Origin of the sequence: Faecalibacterium tardum (assembly GCF_040096515.1) — a bacterium.
GTDB classification, from domain to species: domain Bacteria; phylum Bacillota; class Clostridia; order Oscillospirales; family Ruminococcaceae; genus Faecalibacterium; species Faecalibacterium tardum.
The window spans coordinates 230,617-254,549 of the sequence record NZ_JBBMEO010000002.1 but is presented as its reverse complement, the minus strand read 5'-3'; the positions used below and the strand labels follow the sequence as shown (position 1 = coordinate 254,549).

The window sequence follows — 23,933 nt, the reverse complement described above, 5'->3', positions numbered from 1 at the left end:
TTGCCAATTGGGCGCAAATGGACTATAATGGTACAGCAAAGTGATCCCCGCGCTGCCCGTGCGGCGCGGTGTTATACCATGATCCTATTAGAGGAGGAACTGTTTTTATGCAGAAAGATCAGCAGAAGCTTGCCCAGCTTATTCAGGGCAAAAAGGTCGCCTTTATCGGCGCGGGCGTCAGCCACAAGACCCTTATTAAGGAGTTTGTGGAGCTGGGCGCTCATGTGACCCTGTGCGACCAGAAAAAGAGCGTGGAGGACTTTGGCGATTACGCCGCCACAATCCGGGAGCTGGGCATCGACCTGAGCCTTGGCGAAAACTATCTGGACGGCTTCAAGGGACAGGATATCATCATGCGCACACCGGGCTTTGTGGGTTATTTTGAAAAGCCCCTGCAGGATGCCATGGCCGCCGGCACTATGGTCACCAGTGAGGTGGAACTGTTCTTCGATTTCTGCCCCTGCGAGATCGTGGCCGTGACTGGCTCGGACGGCAAGACCACCACCACAACCCTTATCTCCAAGTTCTACGAGGCCGCAGGCCGCAAGGTGCATCTGGGTGGCAACATCGGCGCAGCGCTGCTGCCCATGCTGCCGGAGGTATCCCCGGAGGATGTGGCTGTGGTGGAGCTTTCCAGCTTCCAGCTGATCAGCATGCACGCCAGCCCCAACATTGCGGTGGTCACCAACGTGACCCCGAACCATCTGGATCACCACAAGGATATGCAGGAATACATTGATGCCAAGCGCAATATCCTGCTGTACCAGAAGCAGCCCTGCCGCGCCGTGCTGGGCTATGAAAACGAGATCAGCCGCTCCATGCAGGCAGACTGCAAGGGCAAGCAGGTGTGGTTCACCCGCCTGCACGATACCGACAACGGTGCCTTCCTGCGCAAGGATGGCATGCTCTGCATGGCCGAGGATGGCGTTGTGACCCCCTTCCTTGCCCAGAAGGATGTCAAGCTGCGCGGTCTGCACAACATCGAGAACCTGCTGGCTGCTGCCGCTGCCGTGTGGGGCGAGGTGCCCGTAGAGGCTATCCGTCAGGTGGGCAGCACCTTCACCGGCGTGGAGCACCGCATCGAGCCGGTGCGTACTCTGGACGGCGTGCTGTACTATAACGATTCCATCGGCACCAGCCCCACCCGCACCATTGCCGGTCTGCGCAGCTTTGACCGGAAGGTCATCCTCATCGCGGGCGGCTACGATAAGCACATCCCCTACGAGCCGCTGGCACCGGAGATCATCGCCCATGTCAAGGATCTGGTGCTGATGGGTGCTACCGGCCCCCGCATCGAGCAGGCTGTACGGGAGTGCTCCGGCTTTGACGAGGCCGCTCTGCCTATTCAGCACGCAGACAATATGCAGCACGCCGTAGAGCTGGCGCGCGCCGCCGCAAAGCCCGGGGATATCATCATCCTGTCTCCGGCAAGTGCATCTTTTGACCTGTACCCCAACTTTGAGGTGCGCGGCCGCGAGTTCAAAAAGATCGTCAACGCGCTCAAGTGATCGCACAGGTAAAGGATGCAAAGCGCCGTACCCGGTTCGCGAATGCCTGCCGGGGTCTGCCGGTGCTGGACGCTCTGCTGCCGCTGGACTGCGCGCTCTTTCGCAAAAGTCAGCCGTGGCGGTTCTACGCGGGCCCCACGCTGGCACTGGAACTTTCCGGCAGCACGGCATGGCTGGCCGGGCACGCAAACCCCGCAGAACTGGCAGGCTTTTTGTCCTTCTGCGGGTGCGAGAGCGCCATTCTGGACGAGACTGTCTGCCCGCCGCCGGACGGCTGGCACAAGGCGGAAACGCTGACCGTGTTCGGGTTGCCGCAGGGTAAGCCGCTGCCCCTGCCCGCCGTGGACGAGGCTTTGTGGGCGCAGCTGTCCCTCTGCCGGGAAGCTTCTGCCGCCCGGGTGGCAGCGGCGCTTTATCCCGCAGACCTCACCCGGCAGGCTGACTTTTATTCAGAGCTGTGTACAAAGCGCACCCGGGGCAGGGCAGTGGCATGGACGCTGGAGCAGGGGAGTACAGTCGTTTGCACCGTGGGCGCTTATGCCCTGTGCAATGGGCAAGCCTACATGGCCTGCGGGCAGACCGCAGAGCCGCTGCGGGGCAAGGGCATCGGCGGGCGGCTCATTGTGGAAATGGCAAACAGCCTTGCCGCCGAAGGTCTGCGCCTGGTGTTCCTCTGCGCGCCGGAGCGGGTGCGGTTTTATACCCGCCTCGGCTTTGCAAAGCTGGCCGAGTACGCCCGCTATGTGTCCGAGAAATGACAAAGCTTTTGCACAAAGAACCAAAAAATAACAGGAAGGAACTATCACGTTATAATGTCGATTCTGAACCACTTTTTTGATTATAAGCCCGAGGTGCTGGCGCTGGACGAAAAGGCCATGGAGCTGTGCCAGCCCTATTTCCACCAGATGGAGGAGATCCGGGATTTCAACCAGCTGAAAATGCTCAAGGCCTTTGCCGATACCCAGATGTCCTCCACCGATATGCTGGGCACCACCGGCTACGGCCTGTGGGATACCGGCCGCGCTAAGTTGGAGCAGATCTTTGCACAGGTCATGGGCGCAGAGGATGCACTGGTGCGCAGCCAGTTCCAGAGCGGCACCCACACGCTGGCGGTGGCGCTGTTCGGCTTGCTGCGGGCAGGGGACACCCTGCTGGCTGCAACCGGCCGCCCCTACGATACGCTGGAGGGCGTCATCGGCCTGGACGGCAAGGGCAAGGGTACCGGCACTCTGATGGACTACGGCGTAAACTACGACGAAGCCCCCCTCAAGGCCGACTTCACCCCGGACTACGACCTGATCGCCCAGAAAGCCCCCGGTGCAAAGGTGTGCCATATCCAGCGCAGCCGCGGCTATTTACAGCGCAACGCCTTTGATCTGGACACCATCCGCAAAATTGCGGATACCGCCCGCGCCGCAAACCCGGAGATCATCATCTTTGTGGATAACTGCTACGGCGAGTTCACCCAGACGCAGGAGCCCTGTCAGGTGGGCGCGGATATTGCAGTAGGCAGCCTGATCAAAAACCCCGGCGGCGGCATTGCTCCCACCGGCGGCTACATCGTGGGCCGCAAGGATCTGGTGGAACTGTGCGCTTACCGCCTGAACGCCCCCGGCCTTGGCAAGGAGCTGGGCTGCACGCTGGAGACCCCCCGGGATATGTATCTGGGCTTCTACTACGCTCCCGGCGTGGTGTGCGAGGCCATCAAGACCGCTATCTACGCCCAGTGTATGCTGGAGCTGCTTGGCAAAAAGCCCATTCCGCGCTACTGCGAGGATCACAACGATATCGTTACTTGCTTTGATGCCGGTACGGCAGAAGCGCTCATTGGCTTCTGTCAGGGCATTCAGGCTGCCAGCCCCGTGGACAGCTACGCCGCCCCGGAACCCAGCCCGGAGCCGGGTTATACCGATGAGGTGGTCATGGCCAGCGGCAGCTTTACGCAGGGCAGTACCATCGAGCTTTCCTGCGACGGCCCTCTGCGCGCCCCCTACACCTGTTATCTGCAGGGCGGCTTGAACTTTGCCGCCAGCCGCGCCGGTGTGCTGCTGGCTGTCCAGAAAGCATACTTTCAGGAATAATGATCGCCCTGCGGGCAAATAACACGCAAACAAAAAGGAGCTATCGCACAACACGCTACGATAGCTCCTTTTTTCCCTCTATACACAAAGTAACACACAAATAAACGCTTATACGGCACGGGCCTGCACCACGGGGATCGGCTCGATCAAGGCCGGGTGCATCCCCTCACGGTAGTCCAGATCTCCCTGATCCAGACCGCGCAGCAGCACCTCTGCGGTAGCAATGTTGGTAGCAATGGGTACGCTGTGCATATCGCACAGGCGCAGCAGATTCTGCTCGGTCAGGCTGGCGGCATCGGCCTTCAGCGGGTCGCGGAAGAACAGCACCAAATCCACCTCATCGCAGGCAACGCGGGAGGTGATCTGCTGTACACCGCCCAGCTTACCGGAGAGATAGCAGTGCACCGGCAGGCCAGTGGTCTGCGCAAGCATCCGTCCGGTGGTACCGGTGGCGATAACATTATTGCGGGAAAGGATGGCACTGTAAGCGGTACAGAATTGCAGAGCCAGTTCTTTGCGGGAATCATGGGCAAGAATTGCGATCGTCATAAGATGCTCTCTCCTTTACTTATTTTTACATAGTACCAGTTATGATGTACGAATTTTGAAATCCTGTGAAACGGAAGTGAAATCGATATCAAATCTTACACTATAGTTTTACCGCACAGAAAACGCTCTGTCAAGAGAAAATTTTGCTTTTTTTACCTATAAAAACATAAAAGTACTACTTTTACATTGTGAGAAACGGCGAATTCTTGGATACATACCACCATCCAAGAGAATTCATTTTCTGAGAAAAGTGAAATATTTTTCACTTTTCTCACTTGAATCGAAATACAGTCCATCCCGATAAAACAAAAATACAGGCCAAAGCAGCTTACATCGGCCTGTACAGGAAATTTTTTTCAGCTATCAAAAGCTTGCGGTGCAGCATAAGAGCGGCAGTTCTTCTGCATAAAAATATTTGCTTATAAAACGCAAAATTGCAGATTTCGCCTATCTCTAGGCTCTTCCTATGAAAAAAGGCCTCAGGAATGCCCGCAGACATTTCTGAAGCCTTTTGTTATCTGAGAAACGATTTAAACGCGATGGTTGGAGGGCAGGGGAAATCAGCGGATCTGCCCGTCACCGTGGATGACGTATTTGTAGCTGCAAAGCTCCTCCAGTCCCATGGGACCCCGGGCATGCAGCTTCTGGGTAGAAATGCCCATCTCGCAGCCCAGACCAAACTCGCCGCCATCCGTAAAGCGGGTGGAGCAGTTCACATACACGGCGGCGCTGTCCACCGCAGCGGTGAACCGGTCGGCGTCTGCCAGCGTCTGGGTCAGGATAGCCTCGCTGTGGCCGGTGGAGTGCTGCGCAATGTGGGCAATGGCCTCATCTACACTGTCCACCACCTTGACGGCAAGGATGTAGTCCAGAAACTCGGTGTCAAAGTCCGCAGGGCCGGCAGGCGTGCCGGGAATGATGGCGGCGGCGCGTGCGTCCAGCCGCAGTTCTACCGGCAGCTTGCCCGCAGCCACGCGGTCGGGGCCAAGACGCTGTGCGAGCTTGGGCAGAAACTCCTGCGCAATAGCAGAATGCACCAGACACACCTCCTCGGCGTTGCACACGCTGGGGCGGCTGGCCTTGGCGTTTTCAATAATGTCCAGCGCCTTGGCCTGATCGGCGGTATCGTCCACAAAAATGTGGCAGATGCCGGTACCGGTCTGGATGCAGGGTACCTTGGCGTTCTCCACACAGGCGCGGATCAGCCCTGCGCCGCCCCGGGGAATCAGCAGATCCACATAGCCTACGGCGGTCATCAGGGCGTTGGCAGAGGCGTGGGTGGTGTCCTCGATCAGGCAGACCGCGTTTTCCGGCAGGCTGTTCTCCCGCAGTCCCTGCCGCAGCGCCTGTACAATGGCGTTGGCGCTGCGCCATGCCTCCTTGCCGCAGCGCAGGATGCAGGCGTTGCCGCTCTTGATGGCAAGGGCGGCGGCATCGCTGGTCACGTTGGGACGGCTCTCATAGATGATAGCAATCACACCCATGGGCACGGCGGTCTTTTCAATCACCAGCCCGTTGGGACGCTCCACCCGCTTCAGCACCCGGCCCACCGGGTCGGGCAGGGCGGCAACCTCTTCAATGCCCTTTGCCATGGCGCGGATGCGTTCCTCGGTCAGGGCAAGACGGTCCAGCATCACCTCGCTGATATGTCCCTTTGCGGCGGCCATGTCGTCGGCGTTGGCGGCAAGAATGGCCGTCATGCTTGCGGGGCTGCACAGCTGCGTAGCCATACTGTGCAGTGCCTGTGCGCGGGCTGCGCCGTCAGCCAGTGCCAACGCAGCCTTTGCCCCGCGGGCGGCTTCCAGAATTTCCTGTGTGGTCATAGCTCAAACCTCCTGTGTGGACAGTGCGGGCTGCTTATGCCCGGCAAAGCGGGTGCCGATGGGCTTGCCCGCAGCGATATCATACAGCAGCTCCGGGTGTGCGCCGTTGGCAATCACCATATCTGCGCCGCTGCCAGTCACCATGCGGGCAGCCCGCAGCTTGGTGGCCATGCCGCCGGTGCCCAGTGCCGAGCCGGCACCGTCTGCCAGTGCCATCACCTCCGGGGTGATCTCCTCCACCAGTGGGATGAGCGCCGCATCCGGGTGGGTGTGGGGGTTGGCGGTGTACAGGCCGTCAATGTCGCTCAGCAGCACCAGCAAGTCGGCCTTGCAGCAACAGGCCACAATAGCGGCCAGCGTGTCGTTGTCGCCAATGGAGGTGATCTCATCGGTGGCAACACTGTCGTTTTCATTGATGATGGGCAGTGCACCCAGCTCCAGCAGACGGGTCAGGGTGTTCTGGATGTTCACCCGGCGCTCGGTGTGCTCCACGTCCACGCCGGTAAGCAAGATCTGCGCTACCGTGTGATCGTAGGCACTGAACAGCCGGTCGTAGGTGTACATCAGCTCGCACTGCCCCACGGCAGCGCAGGCCTGCTTGGTGGTGGTATCCTTTGGGCGTGCAGGCAGCGAAAGCTTGCCCACGCCCATGCCGATAGCGCCGGAGGACACCAGAATGACCTCGTGTCCCTCGTTCTTTAAATCGCTCAATACCTTGACCAGTTCCTCTGCATGGCGGATGTTCAGCCGCCCGGTGGGGTATGCCAATGTGGAGGTGCCTACTTTCACAACGATGCGCATGATTCCATTAACCCTTTCCCATTTCCTTTGTTTTGTCGTAAGCGGCCAGCACGGCATCCATCACCGCACCGCGCAGCCCATGTTCTTCCAGTACCCGCACGCCCTGAATGGTGCTGCCGCCGGGGCTGCACACAGCGTCCTTCAGCGCACCGGGGTGCTTGCCGCTTTCCAGCACCAGCTTTGCGCTGCCCAGCACCATCTGTGCGGCGTACTCCTGTGCCTTTGCCCGGGGCAGACCGCAGGCCACGCCGCCGTCGGCCAGCGCTTCAATAAACTGGTACACCCATGCCGGGCCGCAGCCGGAAACACAGCTGGCGGCATCGATCATGCCCTCGGCCACGGCGTCCAGCCGCCCGGCAGGGGCCATCAGCTGACAGAATGCGCTCTCCTCCTCGGCGGTCACGTTGACGGAGCAATACTGGATCATGCCTTCGCCCACCGATGCCGGGGTGTTGGGCATGATACGGATGACAGGGTAGTCGCCGCCCGCCATCTCCTGAATGCGTGCCACCGGCAGGCCGGCAGCCATGGTGCACAGCACGAACCGATTGCTGCGCTCGGCAAGGATGAACCGCAGCGGCTCCAGCATGGCTTCCATCATCTGGGGCTTCACCGCCAGAAAGATCAAATCGCAGTCACCGGCGACCTCGGCGTTGGTAGCCGTTTGGCAGCCCAGTTCTGCGGCCAGCGCCTCGGCCTTGGCAGCCGTGCGGTTAGCCAGAAATACATTCTCAGGCTCGGTAGCCTTGCACACGGCGCGGGCAATAGCCCCGCCCATGTTTCCACAGCCTAAAAACCCAATGGTTTTCATCATAATAATAACCCTCCCTCGGCAGGTATGCACTGCATAAAATTCTGCTTCTTATTCATTCTAAGCAACCGCTGGGAGAAAATCAAGACTTTTGTCTTATTTTGGGCGGATATAATGTAAAAACAGCACTTTCGCGGCGGGCAGTGCACACACAAACTTCATAAAAGGTAAGAATCTTTACTTGAAATAAGGTCACATTTTGCGGTAAAATAAATCATGGGGTATCATTCACGGAAACGGCAGCGGCGACTGCCGGGAAAGGATGGGTTTTTGTGTCACAAACGACAAAACGGGCACTGGAGGCATCTTTGAAGAAGCTGCTGCTGGAAAAGCCCCTGAACAAGATCACGATCAACGATATCACCGAGGACTGCGGGGTGAACCGCATGACCTTTTATTACCATTTCAAGGACATCTATGATCTGGTGGACTGGATCTTAGCGGAGGATGCCGCCAAGGCAATGGAAGGCCGCCGGGGCTTTGGTACATGGAGCGAAGCCTATCTGGACGTCCTGCACCAGCTGCAGGATAACAAGACCCTTGTGCTTAACGTTTACCGCTCGGTGGGCAGGGAACAGGTGGAGCAGTACCTTTATAGATTGCTGGACCCCATCCTGAAGGACTTTGCAGACCGCGAATGCCACGATATCACCGTACAGGATGCAGACAAACAGTTTGTTGTCGATTTTTACAAGTATGCACTGGTGGGCATGACGCTGGAATGGACCCGCCGGGATATGAAGAACGACCCCAAGCAGATGGTGGAGCGCGTAAGCACCATGATCCACGGGGATTTCCGCCGTGCACTGTGCCGCCTGAGCACCGGCAGCCTGAAAATAGAGGAATGAAGCGTTTTTTGTCCGTGCGGCTTCAATAAAATTTTATCAAATAGTACGCCGTGATGGGTTTTCCATCACGGCGTATTTTCTGTTTATGGCACAAAAACACGCAAAGTAGTAAGATGTGGTCAAGCAAAATAAGAATTTCCAAAGGAATCATTTCGGGAGGAAAAGTTATGAATACATCTCTTGAGAATCTGACCCACAAGATGCAGCGTGCTGCACTTGGTAAAATAGTGGACGTGGCGCTTTCCCGCGCCGAGCAAGACCGTGAAAAAACAATGTGCCAGCTGGTAGATGCTGCAAAGCAGTTCTACGGCAGCGGCTTCAGCGACGAGACCTACGAGAACGCCAAAAAGGTGCTGACCGACCCCGACAGCAAGTGGACGAAACTCATCAACTGCGTGCTGGACCAGACCGACCCCCATGTGGCGCGTACTACCGCACTGAATCTGGGCTACGAAGCCTTCTTCCGCGGCACTAAGATGATTCGCGAGAACCGCGTCAAATACCAGTGCAACATCCCCTGGCTGATTTTGTTCGACCCCACCTCTGCCTGCAATATGCACTGCGTGGGCTGCTGGGCAGGCGAGTACGGCAACAAGAACAACCTCAGCTTTGAGGATATGGACAAAATCGTCACGCAGGGCAAGGAACTGGGCGTTTACCTGTATATGCTGACCGGCGGCGAGCCGCTGGTGCGCAAGAAGGACGTGCTCAAACTGGCCGAAAAGCACAACGATGTGCAGTTTGCCATCTACACCAACTCCACCCTCATCGACGAGCCCTTCTGTGAAGAGGTGCGGCGTCTGGGCAATATCGCCTTTATGCTGTCCATCGAGGGCACCCCGGAGACCAACGACGCCCGCCGCGGCGAAGGCCACTATGCCGCTGTGATGCACGCCATGGATCTGCTCAAGAAGTACGGCATTATCTTTGGCACCTCCATCTGCTACACCCGCCAGAACATCGACGCCGTCACCAATGACGAGTTCATGCGTTTCCTGTGCGAGAAGGGTGCACACTTCGGCTTCTACTTCCACTATATGCCTGTTGGCAACGAGGCCGCCCCGGAGTTGATGCCCACCCCGGAGCAGCGCAAGTATATGATCGACCGTATCCGCTATCTGCGCTCTTCTGCGTGCGATATCCCGTTCTACCCCATGGACTTCCAGAACGACGGCGAGTTCGTGGGCGGCTGCATCGCCGGCGGCCGCAACTACTTCCACATCAACTCTGCCGGTGATGCTGAGCCCTGTGTGTTCATCCACTACTCCAACGCTAACATCCACGACCAGTCTATTCTGGAGATTCTGCACAGCCCGCTGTTCATGGCTTACCACAACGGCCAGCCCTTTAACAAGAACCATCTGCGTCCCTGCCCGATGCTGGAAAACCCCGAGCTGCTGGAAAAGATGGTGCATGAGACCGGTGCTCACAGCACCGACCTGCAGTCTCCGGAAAGTGTCGAGCACCTGTGTGAGAAATGCAAGGCTTACGCCGCCGACTGGCAGCCCACCGCCGATGAGATCTGGTCTCACCATAAGATCCGCGAGAGCCGGTACGAGAACTATAAGGACTGGAAACCCTCTCAGCCGCTGGATTGAGCTGAAATCTGAATCAAAGCAATAAACGACCCCCGCCCTGTGTTCCTGACTGGAACATAAGGCGGGGGTCTTGCTGTGCATGTTGGCGGCTATTTATTTCTTATCGCTTTCTTTAATTGCCTTTAGAATACAAATTCCCATAGCTAAAACAGGAAACAGCACTCTGAGAGCTAAAAACCCTTGTGGGTCTCCAAAATCGATGTTTGCGTCTGCAAATAGCCCAACGAACCATGCCGCTAAAGTAGAAATGATCGCGATTGTGTAAGTCATTTGTCAAACCTTCGTGAATTATTTCTCGGTTGTGTTTTTGCCCCGTACAAGCATACCGGCAATTGTGATTAAAAGACCTGCGGCTCCACCAACAAAAGCAAAAATATTACTTATAGATAAGGCAATCCCAGCCAGAATAACGGCGATACCCAATAACATCATTTTAATACCCATTAAATCGTTCTCCTTTATATACGTTCTTATAATACGGCATGGCTAAAAAATGCCCCGCATCGGAAGTGTTCTGATGCGGGGCAGGGAAGGTTTACTGGTTCTCAGCAGGTTGCGATGCAGCGGGCTGTGCGGCTGCATCGTCTGCGGGGTCGCCGAACTGGTCGTGATAGCTGTTCAGCAGGGTCAGCTCCTGATGGCGCTGCAAGCCGTGAATGACCAGCTTTTTGATAACATCGTAGATGACAGCAAACAGCGGCACACCCACAATCATGCCCACAAAGCCCCACAGGCCGCCAAACAGCAGGATGGCGAACAGTACCCAGAAGCTGGAAAGGCCGGTGGTGTTGCCCAGAATTTTGGGTCCGATGATGTTGCCGTCCAGCTGCTGCAAAACCAGCACGAACAACACGAACCACAGCGCCTTGATGGGGCTCTGGATGAGGATGAGCAGGGTGGCGGGGATGGCACCGATGAAGGGGCCGAAGAAAGGGATCACGTTGGTCACACCGATGATCACCGATACCAGCAGCGCACTGGGGAACTTGAAGATCAGACAGCCGATATAGCACAGCACGCCGATGATGGCAGAGTCCATGATCTTGCCGTTGATGAAACCGCCGAACATTTTGTCCGCGTACTTCACTTCCTCGGTGATCAGCTGCGCCCAGCGGGGGCGGACGATGCTGTGCAGCACCAGCTTGCCCTGCTGCACGAACCGCTTGCGGCTGGCCAGCATATACACGGCCACGATGATGCCGATGATCAGGTTTTTGGCCACCGTCACCACGTTCAGCACACCAATGGCTGCGCCGCTCAGGATGTTCTGCATGGAGGGCAGCAGGGTGTTCTTGAGCCATGTGTTCCATGTGTCCAGATTGGTGTTCAGAGCAGCGTAGGCTGAATTGAGCAACTCCGTGATCTGTTCGTTCTTTTCAATAAACTCCAGATGGTTTGCCCAGTTCATGAACTTTGTAATGTTGGCCTGCGCGGTGTAGTACAGGGTAGTCACGCTGGTAATCAGCTGCGGTACGATCATCATGACCAGTGCATACACCAGCAAAAGCCCGAACAGGATGGTAAGCGCCACGGACAGCGCGTTGATCAGACCATTCATCTTTTCCGGGATGAACCGGCGCAGAAAGCTCTCGATGCTGTTGCACACCGGCTTGAGCAGGTAGGCAATGACGGCACCGTAGATAAAGGGCATCAGGATGCCGGTCAGGGTAGAGATAGCTGAGCCGAAGCCGTCAAAGCGGTAAATAAGGAAAAAGAAGATGATGCTCAGTGCAATGGCACCAAACCCTGCGAGCATCCCATAGAGATACGGTTTGATATGCGGCTTTTTGTCCATCATGACAAACTCCATTCCTGCTGCGGGCAGCGGGAATACCCACAGCGCTTATTAAATTTTGTTGCTTCTGCGCCAGATGTGCAGCTTTTCAGCCTCGCGGATCAGCTCCTCACGGAAGTCCGGATGTGCCACGCTGATCAGAGCCTCGGCCTTTTCCCAAGAGGTCAAGCCCTTCAGGTTCACGCAGCCATACTCGGTGCACAGATAGTGCACGTTGGCGCGGGTGTCGGTAACGATGCTGCCATTCTCCAGCGTGGGACGGATACGGCTTTCCAGCTGGCCGGTCTTTTTATTAAAGAAGGTGGAGGACAGGCAGATAAAGCTCTTGCCACCCTTGGAAAGGTATGCGCCCAGCACGAAGTCCAACTGACCGCCTGCGCCGGAAATGTGCTTCACACCGGCGCTCTCGGCGTTCACCTGACCAAACAGGTCGATATCCACGGCATTATTGATGGAAATAAAGTTGTCCAGTGCGGAAATGCTGCGGATGTCGTTAGTGTAGTCCACCGGGGCAGACATGCACTCCGGGTTATCGTTCAGGTAATCGTACATCTTCTGGGTGCCGGCACCAAAGGCGTAGACCTGACGGCCCTTGTCCAGCTGCTTGCGGCTGCCGTTGATCTTGCCGGCCTTGGCAATATCCACAAAGGCATCCACATACATCTCGGTGTGCACGCCCAGATCCTTCAGATCGCTCTGTGCGATCAGCCCGCCGATGGCGTTAGGCATACCGCCGATGCCCAGCTGCAGGCAGGCACCGTTGGGAATCTGCGGCACGATGAGGTTGGCTACCTTCAGGTCAACCTCAGTGGCGGCACCAGCAGCTGCCATCTGGCCGATGGGGGGATTTGCGCCCTCCACGATGCCGCTTACCTGAGAAACGTGTACGCAGTTCTCCATGCCGCCAAGGCAGCGCGATGCCGCCAAGGCAGCGCGGCATATTGGTGTTGACCTCCACGATGATCTTCTTGGCCTTTTCGCACACAGCACCCAGATGCGAAGCGCTGGGACCGAAGTTGAAGTAGCCGTGCTCGTCCATGGGGGTCACCTGAAATACTGCCACATCCACGGGGTCGCTGCTCTCGCGGTAGTAGCGGGGCAGCTCAGAGTAGCGGATGGGGGAGTAGAAGGCGAAACCCTGCGCAATGGCCTTGCGCTCAATGCCGCCCATGTGCCAGCTGTTCCAGGTCATGTGGGCAGCGGGGTCGTCGATCTGGAAGATCTCCGGCACCCACATCAGGATGCCGCCCCGGAAGTTGACCCCTTCCAACTCCGGCAGGCGTTTTGCCAGCTCGGCGTCCACGGCCACAGGGGTGTTCACAGCCCAGCCGTAATCCACCCAGTCGCCGCTTTTGACCAGAGCGGCAGCCTGCGCAGCAGTCATAAGCTTCTGTGCGTACAGTTCCTTGCAATCCATTATAAACCATCCTCTCTTAAAATACATAAAAGAATTGTAAACAATTCTGTGCGGACAAATTATGCGGCTGTTTTACGCCTGTTTTGCGGAATGCACACCGTTTTGCCACATCTGTATGGTAACCTTATAAACAAGGCAGCAGTGCGTGCTCCGCTCTACGCAGAACAGCTCAACTTAGTTATAACATTAACAAAGTGTAGAATCAATAGTTTTGGCTAAAAAACAGCCAGTATAGCATAATGAACAGTTTTTAAGGCTTTCTGTGGGGATTGTTTGGTACGCAAAAAACAAAAAAGTTGAGAAAAAGACTTGATAAAATTTTGACGATGTGCTTTACTAATAGCGTGGGAAGCAACTGCGGAGCAGTGCGGGATGATTCGTTTAAAATTTAACGATAAAACGCACCACAGCAGTTACAGGTTGCACCCAAGGCTGGAAAGTGCTATCATGGCAGAACCACATCGCGCTTAGCAATTACAGCGCACAAGGAGGACACTGACCGATGGCAACAGCAGTTTATCCCGGGTCGTTCGATCCGGTCACCAAGGGACATCTTGATATCATCAAGCGCGCAGCAAAGATCAACGACCACCTCATCGTGGCGGTGCTGATCAACAGCGCCAAGCATCCGCTGTTCACAGTGGAAGAGCGGGTGGCTATGCTGCAGGAATGCTGCAAGAACATCCCCAACGTGACCGTGGAAAGTTTCGACGGCCTGACCGTGGAGTTCGCAAAAAAACGTCACGCATCCGTAATGGTGCGGGGGCTGCGGGCGGTAACGGACTTTGAAAACGAGATCCAGCTTGCGCAGACCAACCACGCACTGATGCCCGGCATCGAGACCATGTTCCTTGCCACCAGCATCAAATGGAGTTATCTTTCCTCCACCATCGTAAAGGAAGCAGCGTACTACGGCAGTGACATCAGCAAGTTCGTCACACCCAATGTGGAAAAAGCCGTCAGCGAAAAATACGCACAGCTCCGGGAGAGGGAAGAAATCTGATACCGCAAAAATGCCGCAGGGCGTTTTGATAAATGGGTAACCGATAAGTAACACACATACACAATTCAGGAGGCTATTCACATGAAAAAGATCGTTATCGCATCTGCATGCCGCACCGCTATCGGCAAGTTCGGTGGCACTCTGGCCAACGTTCCCGCTGTTGAGCTGGGCTCCATCGTCATCAAGGAGGCTCTGAACCGTGCAAACGTCAAGCCCGAGCAGGTCGATCATGTTTACATGGGCTGCGTCATTCAGGCTGGTCTGGGCCAGAACGTCGCTCGTCAGGCTGCCCTGAAGGCTGGCCTGCCCATCGAGACCCCCGCCGTCACCGTCAACGTGGTCTGCGGCTCCGGTCTGAACTGCGTGAACATGGCTGCTCAGATGATCGAGGCAGGCGATGCTGATATCGTTGTTGCAGGCGGCATGGAGAACATGGATATGGCTCCCTTCGCACTGCAGAAGGCTCGCTACGGCTACCGCATGGGCGCTCCCATGGGCAAGAGCGAGATCGTGGATACCATGGTCAACGATGCACTGTGGGATGCCTGCGGCTTCAACAAGCACATGGGCATGACCGCTGAGAACGTCTGCACCAACGAGACCTACCAGAAGAAGTACGGCTACAGCCCCATCACCCGCGAGATGCTGGACGAGTTTTCATACAACAGCCAGCTGAAGGCTGACAAGGCCATCAAGGACGGCGCCTTCAAGGACGAGATCGTTCCTGTTGTCATCAAGGGCAAGAAGGGCGACACCGTGTTCGATACCGATGAGGGCCCCCGTCTGAGCGCTCCCGAGGTTCTGGCAAAGCTGAAGCCCGCCTTCACCAAAGACGGCATCGTCACCGCTGGTAACTCTTTCGCCATCAACGACGGCGCTGCTGCTCTGGTCGTCATGAGCGAGGAGAAGGCTAAGGAGCTGGGCGTGAAGCCTCTGGCAACTTGGGTCGCCGGTGCTCTGGCAGGCGTTGAGCCCGAGGTCATGGGTCTGGGCCCCATCGCTGCTACCAAGAAGGTCATGGCCAAGACCGGCATGACCGTTGCCGATATGGATCTGGTCGAGGCCAACGAGGCATTCGCAGCACAGTCCATCGCTGTCGGCGAGGCTCTGGGCTTCGATAAGGACAAGCTGAACGTCAACGGCGGCGCAATCGCTCTGGGTCACCCGGTCGGCGCTTCCGGCGCTCGTATCCTGGTCACCCTGCTGTACGCTATGAAGCATCGTGGTGCTCACAAGGGTCTGGCTACCCTGTGCATCGGCGGCGGCATGGGCTGCGCTACCATCGTTGAGATGGACTAAGCACTTTTTCTCTGAATCCTGATTGAACCACAGACCCGGAGCGCCGGAGGGAACCGGAGAGCCCTCCCGCGTTCCGGGGGCTGTTTTGAAAAAACTGAACTGTATGAAATGGAGGTTTTCACAATGGCATTTGTAAAAACCGAGGTGCAGGGCGCTGTTGAGATCATTACCATCGACCGTCCCAAGGCACTGAACGCTCTGAACCCCGAGGTTCTGGCTGACCTGAAGGCTGCTTTTGAGGCAGTCGATCAGGAGACTGTCCGCTGCATCGTTCTGACCGGCGAAGGCGACAAGAGCTTTGTTGCCGGTGCCGATATCGGCTCCATGAGCACCATGACCAAGGCAGAAGGCGAGGCCTTCGGCAAGTTGGGCAATGACGTGTTCCTGATGATCGAGCATTTCCCCATCCCCGTCATCGCAGCTGTCAACGGCTTTGCACTGGGCGGCGGCAACGAGCTGGCTATGAGCTGCGATTTCCGCATCTGCTCTGACAACGCTGTGTTCGGTCAGCCGGAAGTCGGTCTGGGCATCACCCCGGGCTTTGGCGGCACCCAGCGTCTGGCTCGTCTGGTCGGCATGGGCATGGCAAAGCAGCTGGTCTACTCTGCGCTGAACATCAAGGCTGACGAGGCTTACCGCATCGGTCTGGTCAACGCCGTGTATCCGCAGGCTGAGCTGATGGAGAATGTCCTGAAGATGGCCGGCAAGATCGCAAAGAATGCTCCCATTGCTGTGCGCAACTGCAAGAAGGCAATGAACGACGGCATCAGCCTGCCCATCGAGAAGGCTGTTGAGGTCGAGGAGAAGCTGTTCGGCGATTGCTTCGAGACCCACGATCAGCAGGAGGGCATGGCTTGCTTCCTGTCCCGTGAGAAACCGAAGCCCAAGGCAGTGTTTACCAACAACTAATCCATTACATAATTTTTGATATTAAAGGAGAGATTTCCTATGAAGATCGGTGTTATCGGCGCTGGCACTATGGGTCAGGGCATCGCAAAGGCATTTGCACAGGTTGAGGGCAACACCGTTGCTCTGTGCGACATCAAGCAGGAGTGGGCCGAGAATGGTCTGGCAAAGATCAAGAAGGGCTACGAGAAGCTGGTCGCTAAGGGAAAGATGACCCAGGAGAAGGCTGACGCGATCGTCGCCGCCATCACCCCGGGCCTGAAGGAAGATCTGTGCGCAGACTGCGATCTGGTCGTTGAGGCTGCTTTCGAGGATATGAAGGTCAAGCAGACCACCTTCGGCGAGCTGGATAAGATCTGCAAGCCCGAGTGCGTCTTTGCTTCCAACACTTCTTCTCTGTCCATCACCGAGATCGGCAAGGGCCTGACCCGTCCCCTGATCGGTATGCACTTCTTCAACCCCGCAGACCGCATGAAGCTGATCGAGGTCATCGCCGGCTGCAACACCCCCGCTGAGACCGTTGAGAAGATCAAGGAGATCGCCGTTGCCATCGGCAAGAGCCCCGTTCAGGTCAACGAGGCTGCCGGCTTTGTGGTCAACCGCATCCTGATCCCCATGATCAACGAGGCTGCCTTCATTAAGATGGAGGGCGTTTCCGATATCGCTGGCATCGACACCGCTATGAAGCTGGGCGCTAACCACCCCATGGGACCCTTGGAACTGGGCGACTTTATCGGTCTGGACATCTGCCTGGCCATCATGGACGTGCTGTACAACGAGACCGGCGACAGCAAGTACCGTGCCTGCCCGCTGATCCGCAAGATGGTGCGCGGCGGCAATCTGGGCTGCAAGACCGGTAAGGGCTTCTACGTTTACAACGCAGACCGCACCAAGACCCCTGTTGACCAGCTGTAAGTTCTGATAAACATTTCTCCCGGCTGCGGGGAAAGCGGTCGGGAGGAATTTGTTTGCACCGGGCTATTCCGGTAAATGAAAAAAGACCTGTTAGGAGGATATAGCGATGGATTTTACTCTGTCCAAGCAGCAGCAGATGGTGCAGAAAATGTACCGCGAGTTTGCTGAGAACGAAGTCAAGCCTCTGGCAAAGAAGGTTGACGCAGAGGAATACTTCCCCAAGGAGACCGTCGAAAAGATGGGCAAGCTGGGCATGATGGGCATCTATTTCCCGACTGAGGTCGGCGGTGCAGGCGGCGATGTGCTGTCCTACGTCATGGCCGTGGAGGAGCTGAGCAAGGTCTGCGGCACCACCGGTGTCATCGTCTCTGCTCACACCAGCCTGTGCGCTGCTCCCATTTACGAGAACGGCACCCCCGAGCAGAAGGCTAAGTACCTGCCGAAGCTGTGCAGCGGCGAGTGGCTGGGTGCTTTCGGCCTGACCGAGCCGGGCGCTGGTACCGATGCGCAGGGTCAGCAGACCATTGCCAAGGAAGATGGCGATTACTGGGTGCTGAACGGCTCCAAGATCTTCATCACCAACGCCGGCTTTGCTGATGTGTTCATCGTCATCGCCGTTACCGATAACGTGCTGGATAAGCGCGGCCGTCCCACCAAGCTCTGCTCCGCCTTCATCGTGGAGCGCACCGACCCGGGCTTCTCTGTTGGTAAGGCAGAGGACAAGATGGGTATCCGCGGTTCTTCTACCTGCGAGCTGATCTTTGAGGATTGCCGTATCCCGAAGGATCGTATGCTGGGCGTGCGCGGCAAGGGCTTCCAGCTGGCTATGGCTACGCTGGACGGCGGCCGTATCGGCATCGCTTCTCAGGCTCTGGGCATTGCCGAGGGTGCTCTGGAGGAGACCATTGCTTACGTCAAGGAGCGTAAGCAGTTCGGCCGTGCTATTGCTGCTTTCCAGAACACCCAGTTCGAGCTGGCTGAGATGAAGGCTCGTGTTGAGGCTGCTAAGTATCTGGTTTATGCTGCCGCTCTAAAGAAGCAGCAGGCTATGGATGGCGCAAAGGTTCGTTACAGCGTTGAGGCTGCACAGGCTAAGCTGATCGCAGCCCGCACTGCAAGCGATGTGACCCGCCGCTGCCTGCAGCTGTTCGGTGGTTACGGCTACACCCGTGACTACCCCATCGAGCGCATGATGCGTGATGCCAAGATCACTGAGATCTACGAGGGCACCAGCGAAGTGCAGATGATGGTCATTTCCGGCGCGCTGCTGAAGTAAGGGAGGCAAGAGTTACAATGAAAGCAATTGTTTGTGTAAAGCAGGTTCCTGATACCTCCGGCAAGGTGTCCGTCAAGCCCGATGGCACTTTGGATCGTGCATCCATGGCAACCATCACCAACCCCGATGACCTGAATGCTCTGGAGGCCGCCCTGAAGCTGAAGGACGCCACCGGCTGCGAGGTCGTTGTTGTCACCATGGGTCCCCCGCCGGCAGAGGGCATGCTGCGTGAGCTGCTGGCCCGCGGCGCTGATAAGGCTGTTCTGGTTTCCGGCCGTGAGTTCGGCGGTTCCGATACCTTTGCAACCAGCCAGATCTTGGCTGCTGCCGTCAACAAGATCGGCGTTGGCCCCGAGGACGTTGTGTTCTGCGGCCGTCAGGCAATCGATGGCGATACCGCACAGGTCGGCCCCCAGATCGCTGAAAAGCTGCATCTGCCGCAGGTCACCTACGTTGCCGACATCCAGAAGGACGGCAACACCCTGACCGTGAAGCGTATGCTGGAGGACGGCTACATGATGGTCAAGGTGCAGACTCCCTGCCTGCTGACCTGCATCAAGGAGCTGAACGACCCCCGCTACATGAGCGTGAACGGCATCTTTACCTGCTACGACAAGCCCATGGAAGTGTTCGACTACAACGCACTGAAGGACGATCCGCTGATCGAGGTGGACACCATTGGCCTGAAGGGTTCTCCGACGAACGTCTTTAAGTCCTTCACTCCTCCGCAGAAGGGCGCAGGCACCATGCTGCAGGGCAACGATGTTGCTGCCCAGCTGGCTGGCATCCTGGCCAAGAAGCACCTGATCTGATGAAAGGAGCATAGGATTACAATGGCTGATTTTAACGAATACAAGGGCGTATGGGTCTTTTGCGAGCAGCGCCAGGGCGCACTGATGTCCACTGACTTCGAGCTGGTTAGCGAGGCCCGTAAGCTGGCCGACGAGCTGGGCTGCGAAGTCACCGGCCTATTGCTGGGCGACAACGTTGAGGGCATTGCCAAGGAACTGGGCGGCTACGGTGCCGACAAGGTTCTGGTCTGCGACAGCCCCCTGCTGAAGGATTACACCACCGATGCATACGCTAAGGTCGTGTGCGATATGGTCAACGAGTACAAGCCTGAGGTGCTGCTGATCGGCGCTACCAACATTGGCCGCGACCTCGGCCCCCGCTGCGCAGCCCGTCTGCACACCGGCCTGACCGCCGATGCTACCCATCTGGATATCGATACTGCAAAGTACATCGACTTCCTGAAGGAGAGCTCCACCATCGACCTGTCCAAGCAGAAGTTCGATATGGAAGACCGCAACCTGAAGATGACCCGTCCCGCATTCGGCGGCCATCTGATGGCTACCATCATCTGCCCCCGCTTCCGTCCCCAGATGTCCACCGTGCGTCCCGGTGTTATGAAGAAGGCTCCCTTCGATCAGGCCAAGGCTGATGCCTGCCAGATCGTCAAGCCCGCCTTCAGCCTGACCGCTGAGGACATCAAGACCGAAGTGCTGAGCGTGGAGAAGGCCGCTGAGAAGCTGGTCGACCTGATCGGCGCAGACGTCATCGTCTCCGTGGGTCGTGGCATCAGCAAGGATGTCAACAAGGGCATCGAGCTGGCAGAGCAGCTGGCAGCCGCTCTGGGCGGCGGCGTTGTGGGTGCTTCCCGTGCCGTCACCGATGCAGGCTGGATGACCGCTGACCATCAGGTCGGTCAGACCGGCAAGACCGTGCACCCCAAGATCTATGTGGCTCTGGGCATTTCCGGTGCCATCCAGCACACCGCCGGTATGCAGGATTCTGAGTGCATCATCGCTGTCAACAAGAACGAGGGCGCTCCCATCTTCGGTGTTGCTGACTACGGCATCGTGGGCGACCTGTTCAAGGTCGTGCCTGAGCTGATCAAGCAGATCGAGGCAGCAAAGGCTGCTCTGTGATCGCCTGTTCCTGAGCATCATTCAATAGCATAGCCTGAATTGTGAGAGGTCGTTGCACATTTTTGTGCAGCGGCCTCTTTTTGTGCTTTTTAATGATGGAGCTGTTGTGCCGGACACTGCACAGCAGCTCCAATTTGCTTTCCATGGGAAAGGAGCGGAAAAGGGAATAGAACGAAGCGGCACAAAAGCGTACACAAAGCTTTGATATACAAATAAATGTATATAAATACTATAATATGCAAACTGGAGCGCACCAGAACGTCCCCAAAAGTGTGCAAGGCCTGTTGCACTCGGCTGATTTTGAGGAGAAGCGCAACACAACTGTAACGTTTTCGGATTATTTGTTACACTTGAGTTGCGATAAAAGGGCGGGATTTTTTAAAAAAATCTGTATTTTTTCTTCAAAACAGCCTCTGAACCTCTTGACGTCTGTATGGTTTTGTGATACTCTTGTGACACAAGAGTTGCAGATGTGATACGACAGAGTTGCAAATGCGTTGCAACATCCAACATCACACTGCATAATGCAACAGACCGGAGGCAATCTTATGAAGCGTGCAATGAGTACCGTAAAGAATATCGCAGCGACAGTGATGACGCTGGCTGTGGTTTTTGGCTTTGCAGACTTCAAGCCCGTCACCGCAAACGCTGCACAGGCTGCCGTTCCTGCTACCGCATCTGTGGAAGAAGAAAACTCTTACTTTGAGGAAGACGCCTACCAGCGCAGCTTCCTGACTCTGGTCAATAACGAGCGCGCACAGGCCGGTCTGGCTCCCGTTGCTCTGGGCGACAGCAGCCACAACGCTGCTGCAATGGAGCGTGCCGAGGAGCTGGCAGTTTCTTACTCCTACGTTCGTCCCAACGGTCAGCGCGATTTCACCGTTCTGGCAGAGAACGGCATCAGCGATGTCTCTATCGGCGAGAACTACATGGCCGGCTGCTCCACCCCCGATGCCGCAATGGATCAGTGGATGGCTACCGATTTTACCCGCGAGCGTATCCTGAACGCCGATGCTACTACTGTGAGCGTTGGCCACTACGAAGGCGGCGTCTACAATAACTACTGGGTGCTGATCTTCTCTTACCCCGAAAATTCCCACACTGAAAATTACCGTCAGGAAGTTTTGGATCTGGTCAATGCTCAGCGTGCAAAGTACGGTCTGACCGCTCTGGAAATGGGCAATGACGACCTGACCGCCGCCGCACAGACCCGCGCCGAGGAGATCGCCGTTGTGAACTCCCACGTCCGTCCCGATGGCTCCAAGTGCTTCACCGTCCTGAAGGACTACGGTGTCACCGATACCCCCACTGGCGAGAATGCCGCATGGGGCAGCGTCTCTCCTGAAGAGGTCGTCAATGCATGGATGAACTCCGAAGGCCATCGCGCTAACATCCTGAACCCTGAGGCTCGCAAGATGAGTGTTGGCTACTACTATAACAGCAACAGCACTTGGGGTCATCAGTGGATCCAGATCTTTACCAAGTGATCAACTGCTTTCTTCTTATAAAAAGACTGGCGGGGCCGCAAGGCTTCGTCAGTCTTTTTATTTGTGCCTGTTTGTGTTATACTTGTTTTGAATTATTATCAGGAGGATCTAACGTGGAGGATTACCGCACCGTCCGGGGCACGGCCACCGGCGAATACGAAGAGAAAAAAAGCCGCTTTATCGCGCAGCTCTCCTTTGCCGACAGCGAGGAAGCCGCCGTTGCCTTTCTGGAGCAGGTGCGGGCAGCCAACCGCACCGCGCGGCACAACGTTTACGCCTACCGCCTGCGGGCGGGCAACCGCGAGCGCTATTCCGATGACGGCGAGCCGGCCAAGACCGCCGGTACGCCCGCGCTGGAAGTGCTGCAGCACAGCGGCCTGACAGACTTGATCGTGGTGGTCACCCGCTACTTTGGCGGGGTGCTGCTGGGCACCGGCGGCTTGGTGCGCGCTTACACTACCGCCACTGCCCGTGCGCTGGAAAACGCCGAGGTGGTCACGGTGCGCAGCGTGGTGGAGCTGCAGGTCACCGTGGACTACGCCCTCTACGAGCGTGCATCTCTGCTCATTGACGCCGCCGGGGCAAAACAGGCACCGCCGGAGTTTGCAGACCGTGTCACCCTGCGCTGGCAGATGCCGGAGCACACCGAAGCGCCGTTGCTGGAGCAGCTGCGAGAACTGACCCGGGGCAGCGCTCAGGTAACGGTGTCTGACCCGTTCTACGCACCATTTTAAAAAACAAAGTCTTTTTTGCAAACCGACACCGAACTTCCCCCTTCGACACTGCCGATGTGCTACAATTGCTGCAGCGCAGCAATTGGGATCGGCTGCGTGCAGAGGGGAGGGGAAAAGCCCGAAAAATAAAAGGAGGATCTGTATGGATGTGCGCCGGAGAACCGAAGAGATCGAGCACCTCACCTTTGCGCCTTGGGCGACCTTCAGCGATGCAAGCCGCGGCAGAGTCGTGCCGGAGCCGCAGGACCCGCTGCGCCCGGTGTTTCAGCGGGACCGCGACCGGGTGCTGCACTGCAAGGCCTTCCGGCGTCTCAAGCAGAAAACGCAGGTGTTCCTCTCGCCGGAGGGCGACCTGTACCGCACCCGGCTGACCCATACGCTGGAGGTCTCGCAGATCGCCCGCACCATCGCCCGGGGCCTGCGCCTGAACGAGGATCTGACCGAGGCCATCAGCCTTGCGCATGATCTGGGACACACCCCCTTTGGCCACGCAGGCGAAAAGGCACTGAACGACCTTTGCCCGGATGGCTTCCACCATTATATGCAGAGCCTGCGTGTAGTGGACCGGCTGGAAAAGGACGGCGAGGGGCTTAACCTGACGTGGGAGGTGCGCAACGGCATTGTCACCCACACCAAGGGCACATGGGCAGCTACCCCGGAAGGGCGCATCGTGCGCTTGGCAGATCAGATCGCCTTTGTCAACCACGATATCGAGGACGCCGTGCGCGCCGGTGTGCTGGACGCTGCCACCCTGCCCAAGGACTGCACAGCGGTGCTGGGGCAGACCAAATCCGCCCGCATCACCACCATGATCAACAGCATCCTCACCCACAGCGAGGGGGATGTCCGCATGGGCACGGAGGAATACGAGGCGTTTCTCGCCCTGCGGGATTTCATGTACGCTACCGTGTATGTGGACAAAAACGCCAAGCGCGAGGAGCAAAAGGTGGACAAGCTTATCGCGGAGCTGTACGAGTACTACCTGACCCATGTGGACCGGATGTCCAACTTTTATGTACAGCTGGCCTATCAGGAGGGGAGGGAGCGTGCCGTCACAGACTACATCAGCGGTATGAGCGATGAGTTTGCCATCCGCACCTTTGAAGAACTGTTCGTGCCCCAAAAATGGCACGTCCTTTAAAACTGGAGAGGTC

The 23,933-nt window shown here is 57.0% G+C and carries 22 protein-coding genes and 1 pseudogene; 15 read left to right on the top strand and 8 right to left on the bottom strand.

Annotated elements, in window-relative coordinates:
• Nucleotides 1-107: 107 nt before the first annotated feature.
• The 3 genes from murD to WMO44_RS03435 are packed head-to-tail and all read left to right on the top strand — an operon-like array spanning nucleotide 108 to nucleotide 3,589.
• Entirely contained in the window at nucleotides 108-1,508 is a 1,401-nt protein-coding gene (gene murD / locus WMO44_RS03445) for a UDP-N-acetylmuramoyl-L-alanine--D-glutamate ligase (RefSeq protein ID WP_349151747.1), read from the top strand.
• Nucleotides 1,505-2,266, top strand: coding sequence for a GNAT family N-acetyltransferase (locus WMO44_RS03440; protein ID WP_349151746.1), 762 nt, complete (start codon nucleotides 1,505-1,507; stop codon nucleotides 2,264-2,266). The genes murD and WMO44_RS03440 overlap by 4 nt, the downstream gene beginning before the upstream one ends.
• Before the next feature lie 54 nt (nucleotides 2,267-2,320).
• Nucleotides 2,321-3,589 carry a methionine gamma-lyase family protein gene (locus WMO44_RS03435; protein ID WP_349151745.1) on the top strand — a complete coding sequence of 423 codons (1,269 nt, stop codon included), beginning with the start codon at nucleotides 2,321-2,323 and terminating at the stop codon, nucleotides 3,587-3,589.
• Nucleotides 3,590-3,697: 108 nt separating this feature from the next.
• Here WMO44_RS03435 and WMO44_RS03430 read toward each other — a convergent pair whose 3' ends face one another.
• The 4 genes from WMO44_RS03430 to proC all read right to left on the bottom strand — a co-directional run bounded on the left by WMO44_RS03430 (nucleotide 3,698) and on the right by proC (nucleotide 7,576).
• Nucleotides 3,698-4,138, bottom strand: coding sequence for a methylglyoxal synthase (locus WMO44_RS03430; protein WP_055184558.1), 441 nt, complete (start codon nucleotides 4,136-4,138; stop codon nucleotides 3,698-3,700).
• A 560-nt stretch (nucleotides 4,139-4,698) separates the two neighbouring features.
• Entirely contained in the window at nucleotides 4,699-5,961 is a 1,263-nt protein-coding gene (locus WMO44_RS03425; RefSeq protein WP_349151744.1) for a glutamate-5-semialdehyde dehydrogenase, read from the bottom strand.
• Nucleotides 5,962-5,964: 3 nt separating this feature from the next.
• Nucleotides 5,965-6,762: a glutamate 5-kinase gene (gene proB, locus WMO44_RS03420; RefSeq protein WP_015538439.1), complete on the bottom strand. Its 798-nt coding sequence runs from the start codon at nucleotides 6,760-6,762 to the stop codon at nucleotides 5,965-5,967.
• A 7-nt stretch (nucleotides 6,763-6,769) separates the two neighbouring features.
• The gene (proC, locus tag WMO44_RS03415; RefSeq protein WP_349151743.1) at nucleotides 6,770-7,576 is read right to left on the bottom strand and encodes a pyrroline-5-carboxylate reductase; all 807 of its coding nucleotides are present in this window, start codon (nucleotides 7,574-7,576) and stop codon (nucleotides 6,770-6,772) included.
• A gap of 269 nt (nucleotides 7,577-7,845) precedes the next feature.
• On the opposite strand from proC, the gene WMO44_RS03410 reads away from it, so the two are divergent.
• Both WMO44_RS03410 and WMO44_RS03405 read left to right on the top strand, forming a co-directional pair.
• The gene (locus WMO44_RS03410) at nucleotides 7,846-8,421 is read left to right on the top strand and encodes a TetR-like C-terminal domain-containing protein (protein ID WP_112090026.1); all 576 of its coding nucleotides are present in this window, start codon (nucleotides 7,846-7,848) and stop codon (nucleotides 8,419-8,421) included.
• Nucleotides 8,422-8,588: 167 nt separating this feature from the next.
• Nucleotides 8,589-10,019 carry a radical SAM protein gene (locus WMO44_RS03405; RefSeq protein ID WP_349151742.1) on the top strand — a complete coding sequence of 477 codons (1,431 nt, stop codon included), beginning with the start codon at nucleotides 8,589-8,591 and terminating at the stop codon, nucleotides 10,017-10,019.
• Between the two features lie 93 nt (nucleotides 10,020-10,112).
• Here the strand turns inward: WMO44_RS03405 and WMO44_RS03400 are convergent, their stop codons facing one another.
• The 4 genes and pseudogenes from WMO44_RS03400 to WMO44_RS03385 all read right to left on the bottom strand — a co-directional run bounded on the left by WMO44_RS03400 (nucleotide 10,113) and on the right by WMO44_RS03385 (nucleotide 13,231).
• Entirely contained in the window at nucleotides 10,113-10,289 is a 177-nt protein-coding gene (locus tag WMO44_RS03400; RefSeq protein WP_181573030.1) for a hypothetical protein, read from the bottom strand.
• 18 nt (nucleotides 10,290-10,307) lie between these two features.
• Nucleotides 10,308-10,463, bottom strand: a complete 156-nt coding sequence (locus WMO44_RS03395) for a hypothetical protein (RefSeq protein ID WP_154251456.1) — start codon at nucleotides 10,461-10,463, stop codon at nucleotides 10,308-10,310.
• 91 nt (nucleotides 10,464-10,554) lie between these two features.
• Nucleotides 10,555-11,817, bottom strand: coding sequence for an AI-2E family transporter (locus WMO44_RS03390; RefSeq protein WP_349151741.1), 1,263 nt, complete (start codon nucleotides 11,815-11,817; stop codon nucleotides 10,555-10,557).
• A 48-nt stretch (nucleotides 11,818-11,865) separates the two neighbouring features.
• Nucleotides 11,866-13,231: pseudogene (locus WMO44_RS03385) on the bottom strand (butyryl-CoA:acetate CoA-transferase).
• A gap of 502 nt (nucleotides 13,232-13,733) precedes the next feature.
• Between WMO44_RS03385 and coaD the strand changes: the two are divergent.
• The 10 genes from coaD (at nucleotide 13,734) to WMO44_RS03335 (ending at nucleotide 23,920) form a co-directional block, all read left to right on the top strand.
• Nucleotides 13,734-14,234, top strand: coding sequence for a pantetheine-phosphate adenylyltransferase (coaD, locus tag WMO44_RS03380; RefSeq protein ID WP_316544181.1), 501 nt, complete (start codon nucleotides 13,734-13,736; stop codon nucleotides 14,232-14,234).
• An 81-nt stretch (nucleotides 14,235-14,315) separates the two neighbouring features.
• A complete protein-coding gene (locus WMO44_RS03375; RefSeq protein WP_349151740.1) occupies nucleotides 14,316-15,533 on the top strand; it encodes an acetyl-CoA C-acetyltransferase in 1,218 nt (405 codons plus the stop codon).
• Nucleotides 15,534-15,656: 123 nt separating this feature from the next.
• Nucleotides 15,657-16,442, top strand: a complete 786-nt coding sequence (locus tag WMO44_RS03370; protein ID WP_349151739.1) for an enoyl-CoA hydratase-related protein — start codon at nucleotides 15,657-15,659, stop codon at nucleotides 16,440-16,442.
• A gap of 39 nt (nucleotides 16,443-16,481) precedes the next feature.
• Entirely contained in the window at nucleotides 16,482-17,354 is an 873-nt protein-coding gene (locus tag WMO44_RS03365; RefSeq protein ID WP_097780174.1) for a 3-hydroxyacyl-CoA dehydrogenase family protein, read from the top strand.
• A 106-nt stretch (nucleotides 17,355-17,460) separates the two neighbouring features.
• Nucleotides 17,461-18,630: an acyl-CoA dehydrogenase gene (locus WMO44_RS03360; RefSeq protein ID WP_005926213.1), complete on the top strand. Its 1,170-nt coding sequence runs from the start codon at nucleotides 17,461-17,463 to the stop codon at nucleotides 18,628-18,630.
• A gap of 17 nt (nucleotides 18,631-18,647) precedes the next feature.
• Nucleotides 18,648-19,442 (top strand): acryloyl-CoA reductase electron transfer subunit gamma, encoded by a 795-nt coding sequence (gene acrB, locus WMO44_RS03355; RefSeq protein WP_055184538.1) that lies wholly within the window; start codon nucleotides 18,648-18,650, stop codon nucleotides 19,440-19,442.
• 21 nt (nucleotides 19,443-19,463) lie between these two features.
• The gene (gene acrA, locus WMO44_RS03350; protein ID WP_005926207.1) at nucleotides 19,464-20,558 is read left to right on the top strand and encodes an acryloyl-CoA reductase electron transfer subunit beta; all 1,095 of its coding nucleotides are present in this window, start codon (nucleotides 19,464-19,466) and stop codon (nucleotides 20,556-20,558) included.
• Nucleotides 20,559-21,106: 548 nt separating this feature from the next.
• Nucleotides 21,107-22,045: a CAP domain-containing protein gene (locus WMO44_RS03345; protein WP_349151738.1), complete on the top strand. Its 939-nt coding sequence runs from the start codon at nucleotides 21,107-21,109 to the stop codon at nucleotides 22,043-22,045.
• Nucleotides 22,046-22,158: 113 nt separating this feature from the next.
• The gene (locus tag WMO44_RS03340; protein ID WP_055184534.1) at nucleotides 22,159-22,779 is read left to right on the top strand and encodes an IMPACT family protein; all 621 of its coding nucleotides are present in this window, start codon (nucleotides 22,159-22,161) and stop codon (nucleotides 22,777-22,779) included.
• Nucleotides 22,780-22,921: 142 nt separating this feature from the next.
• A complete protein-coding gene (locus WMO44_RS03335; RefSeq protein ID WP_349151737.1) occupies nucleotides 22,922-23,920 on the top strand; it encodes a deoxyguanosinetriphosphate triphosphohydrolase in 999 nt (332 codons plus the stop codon).
• Nucleotides 23,921-23,933: the final 13 nt, after the last annotated feature.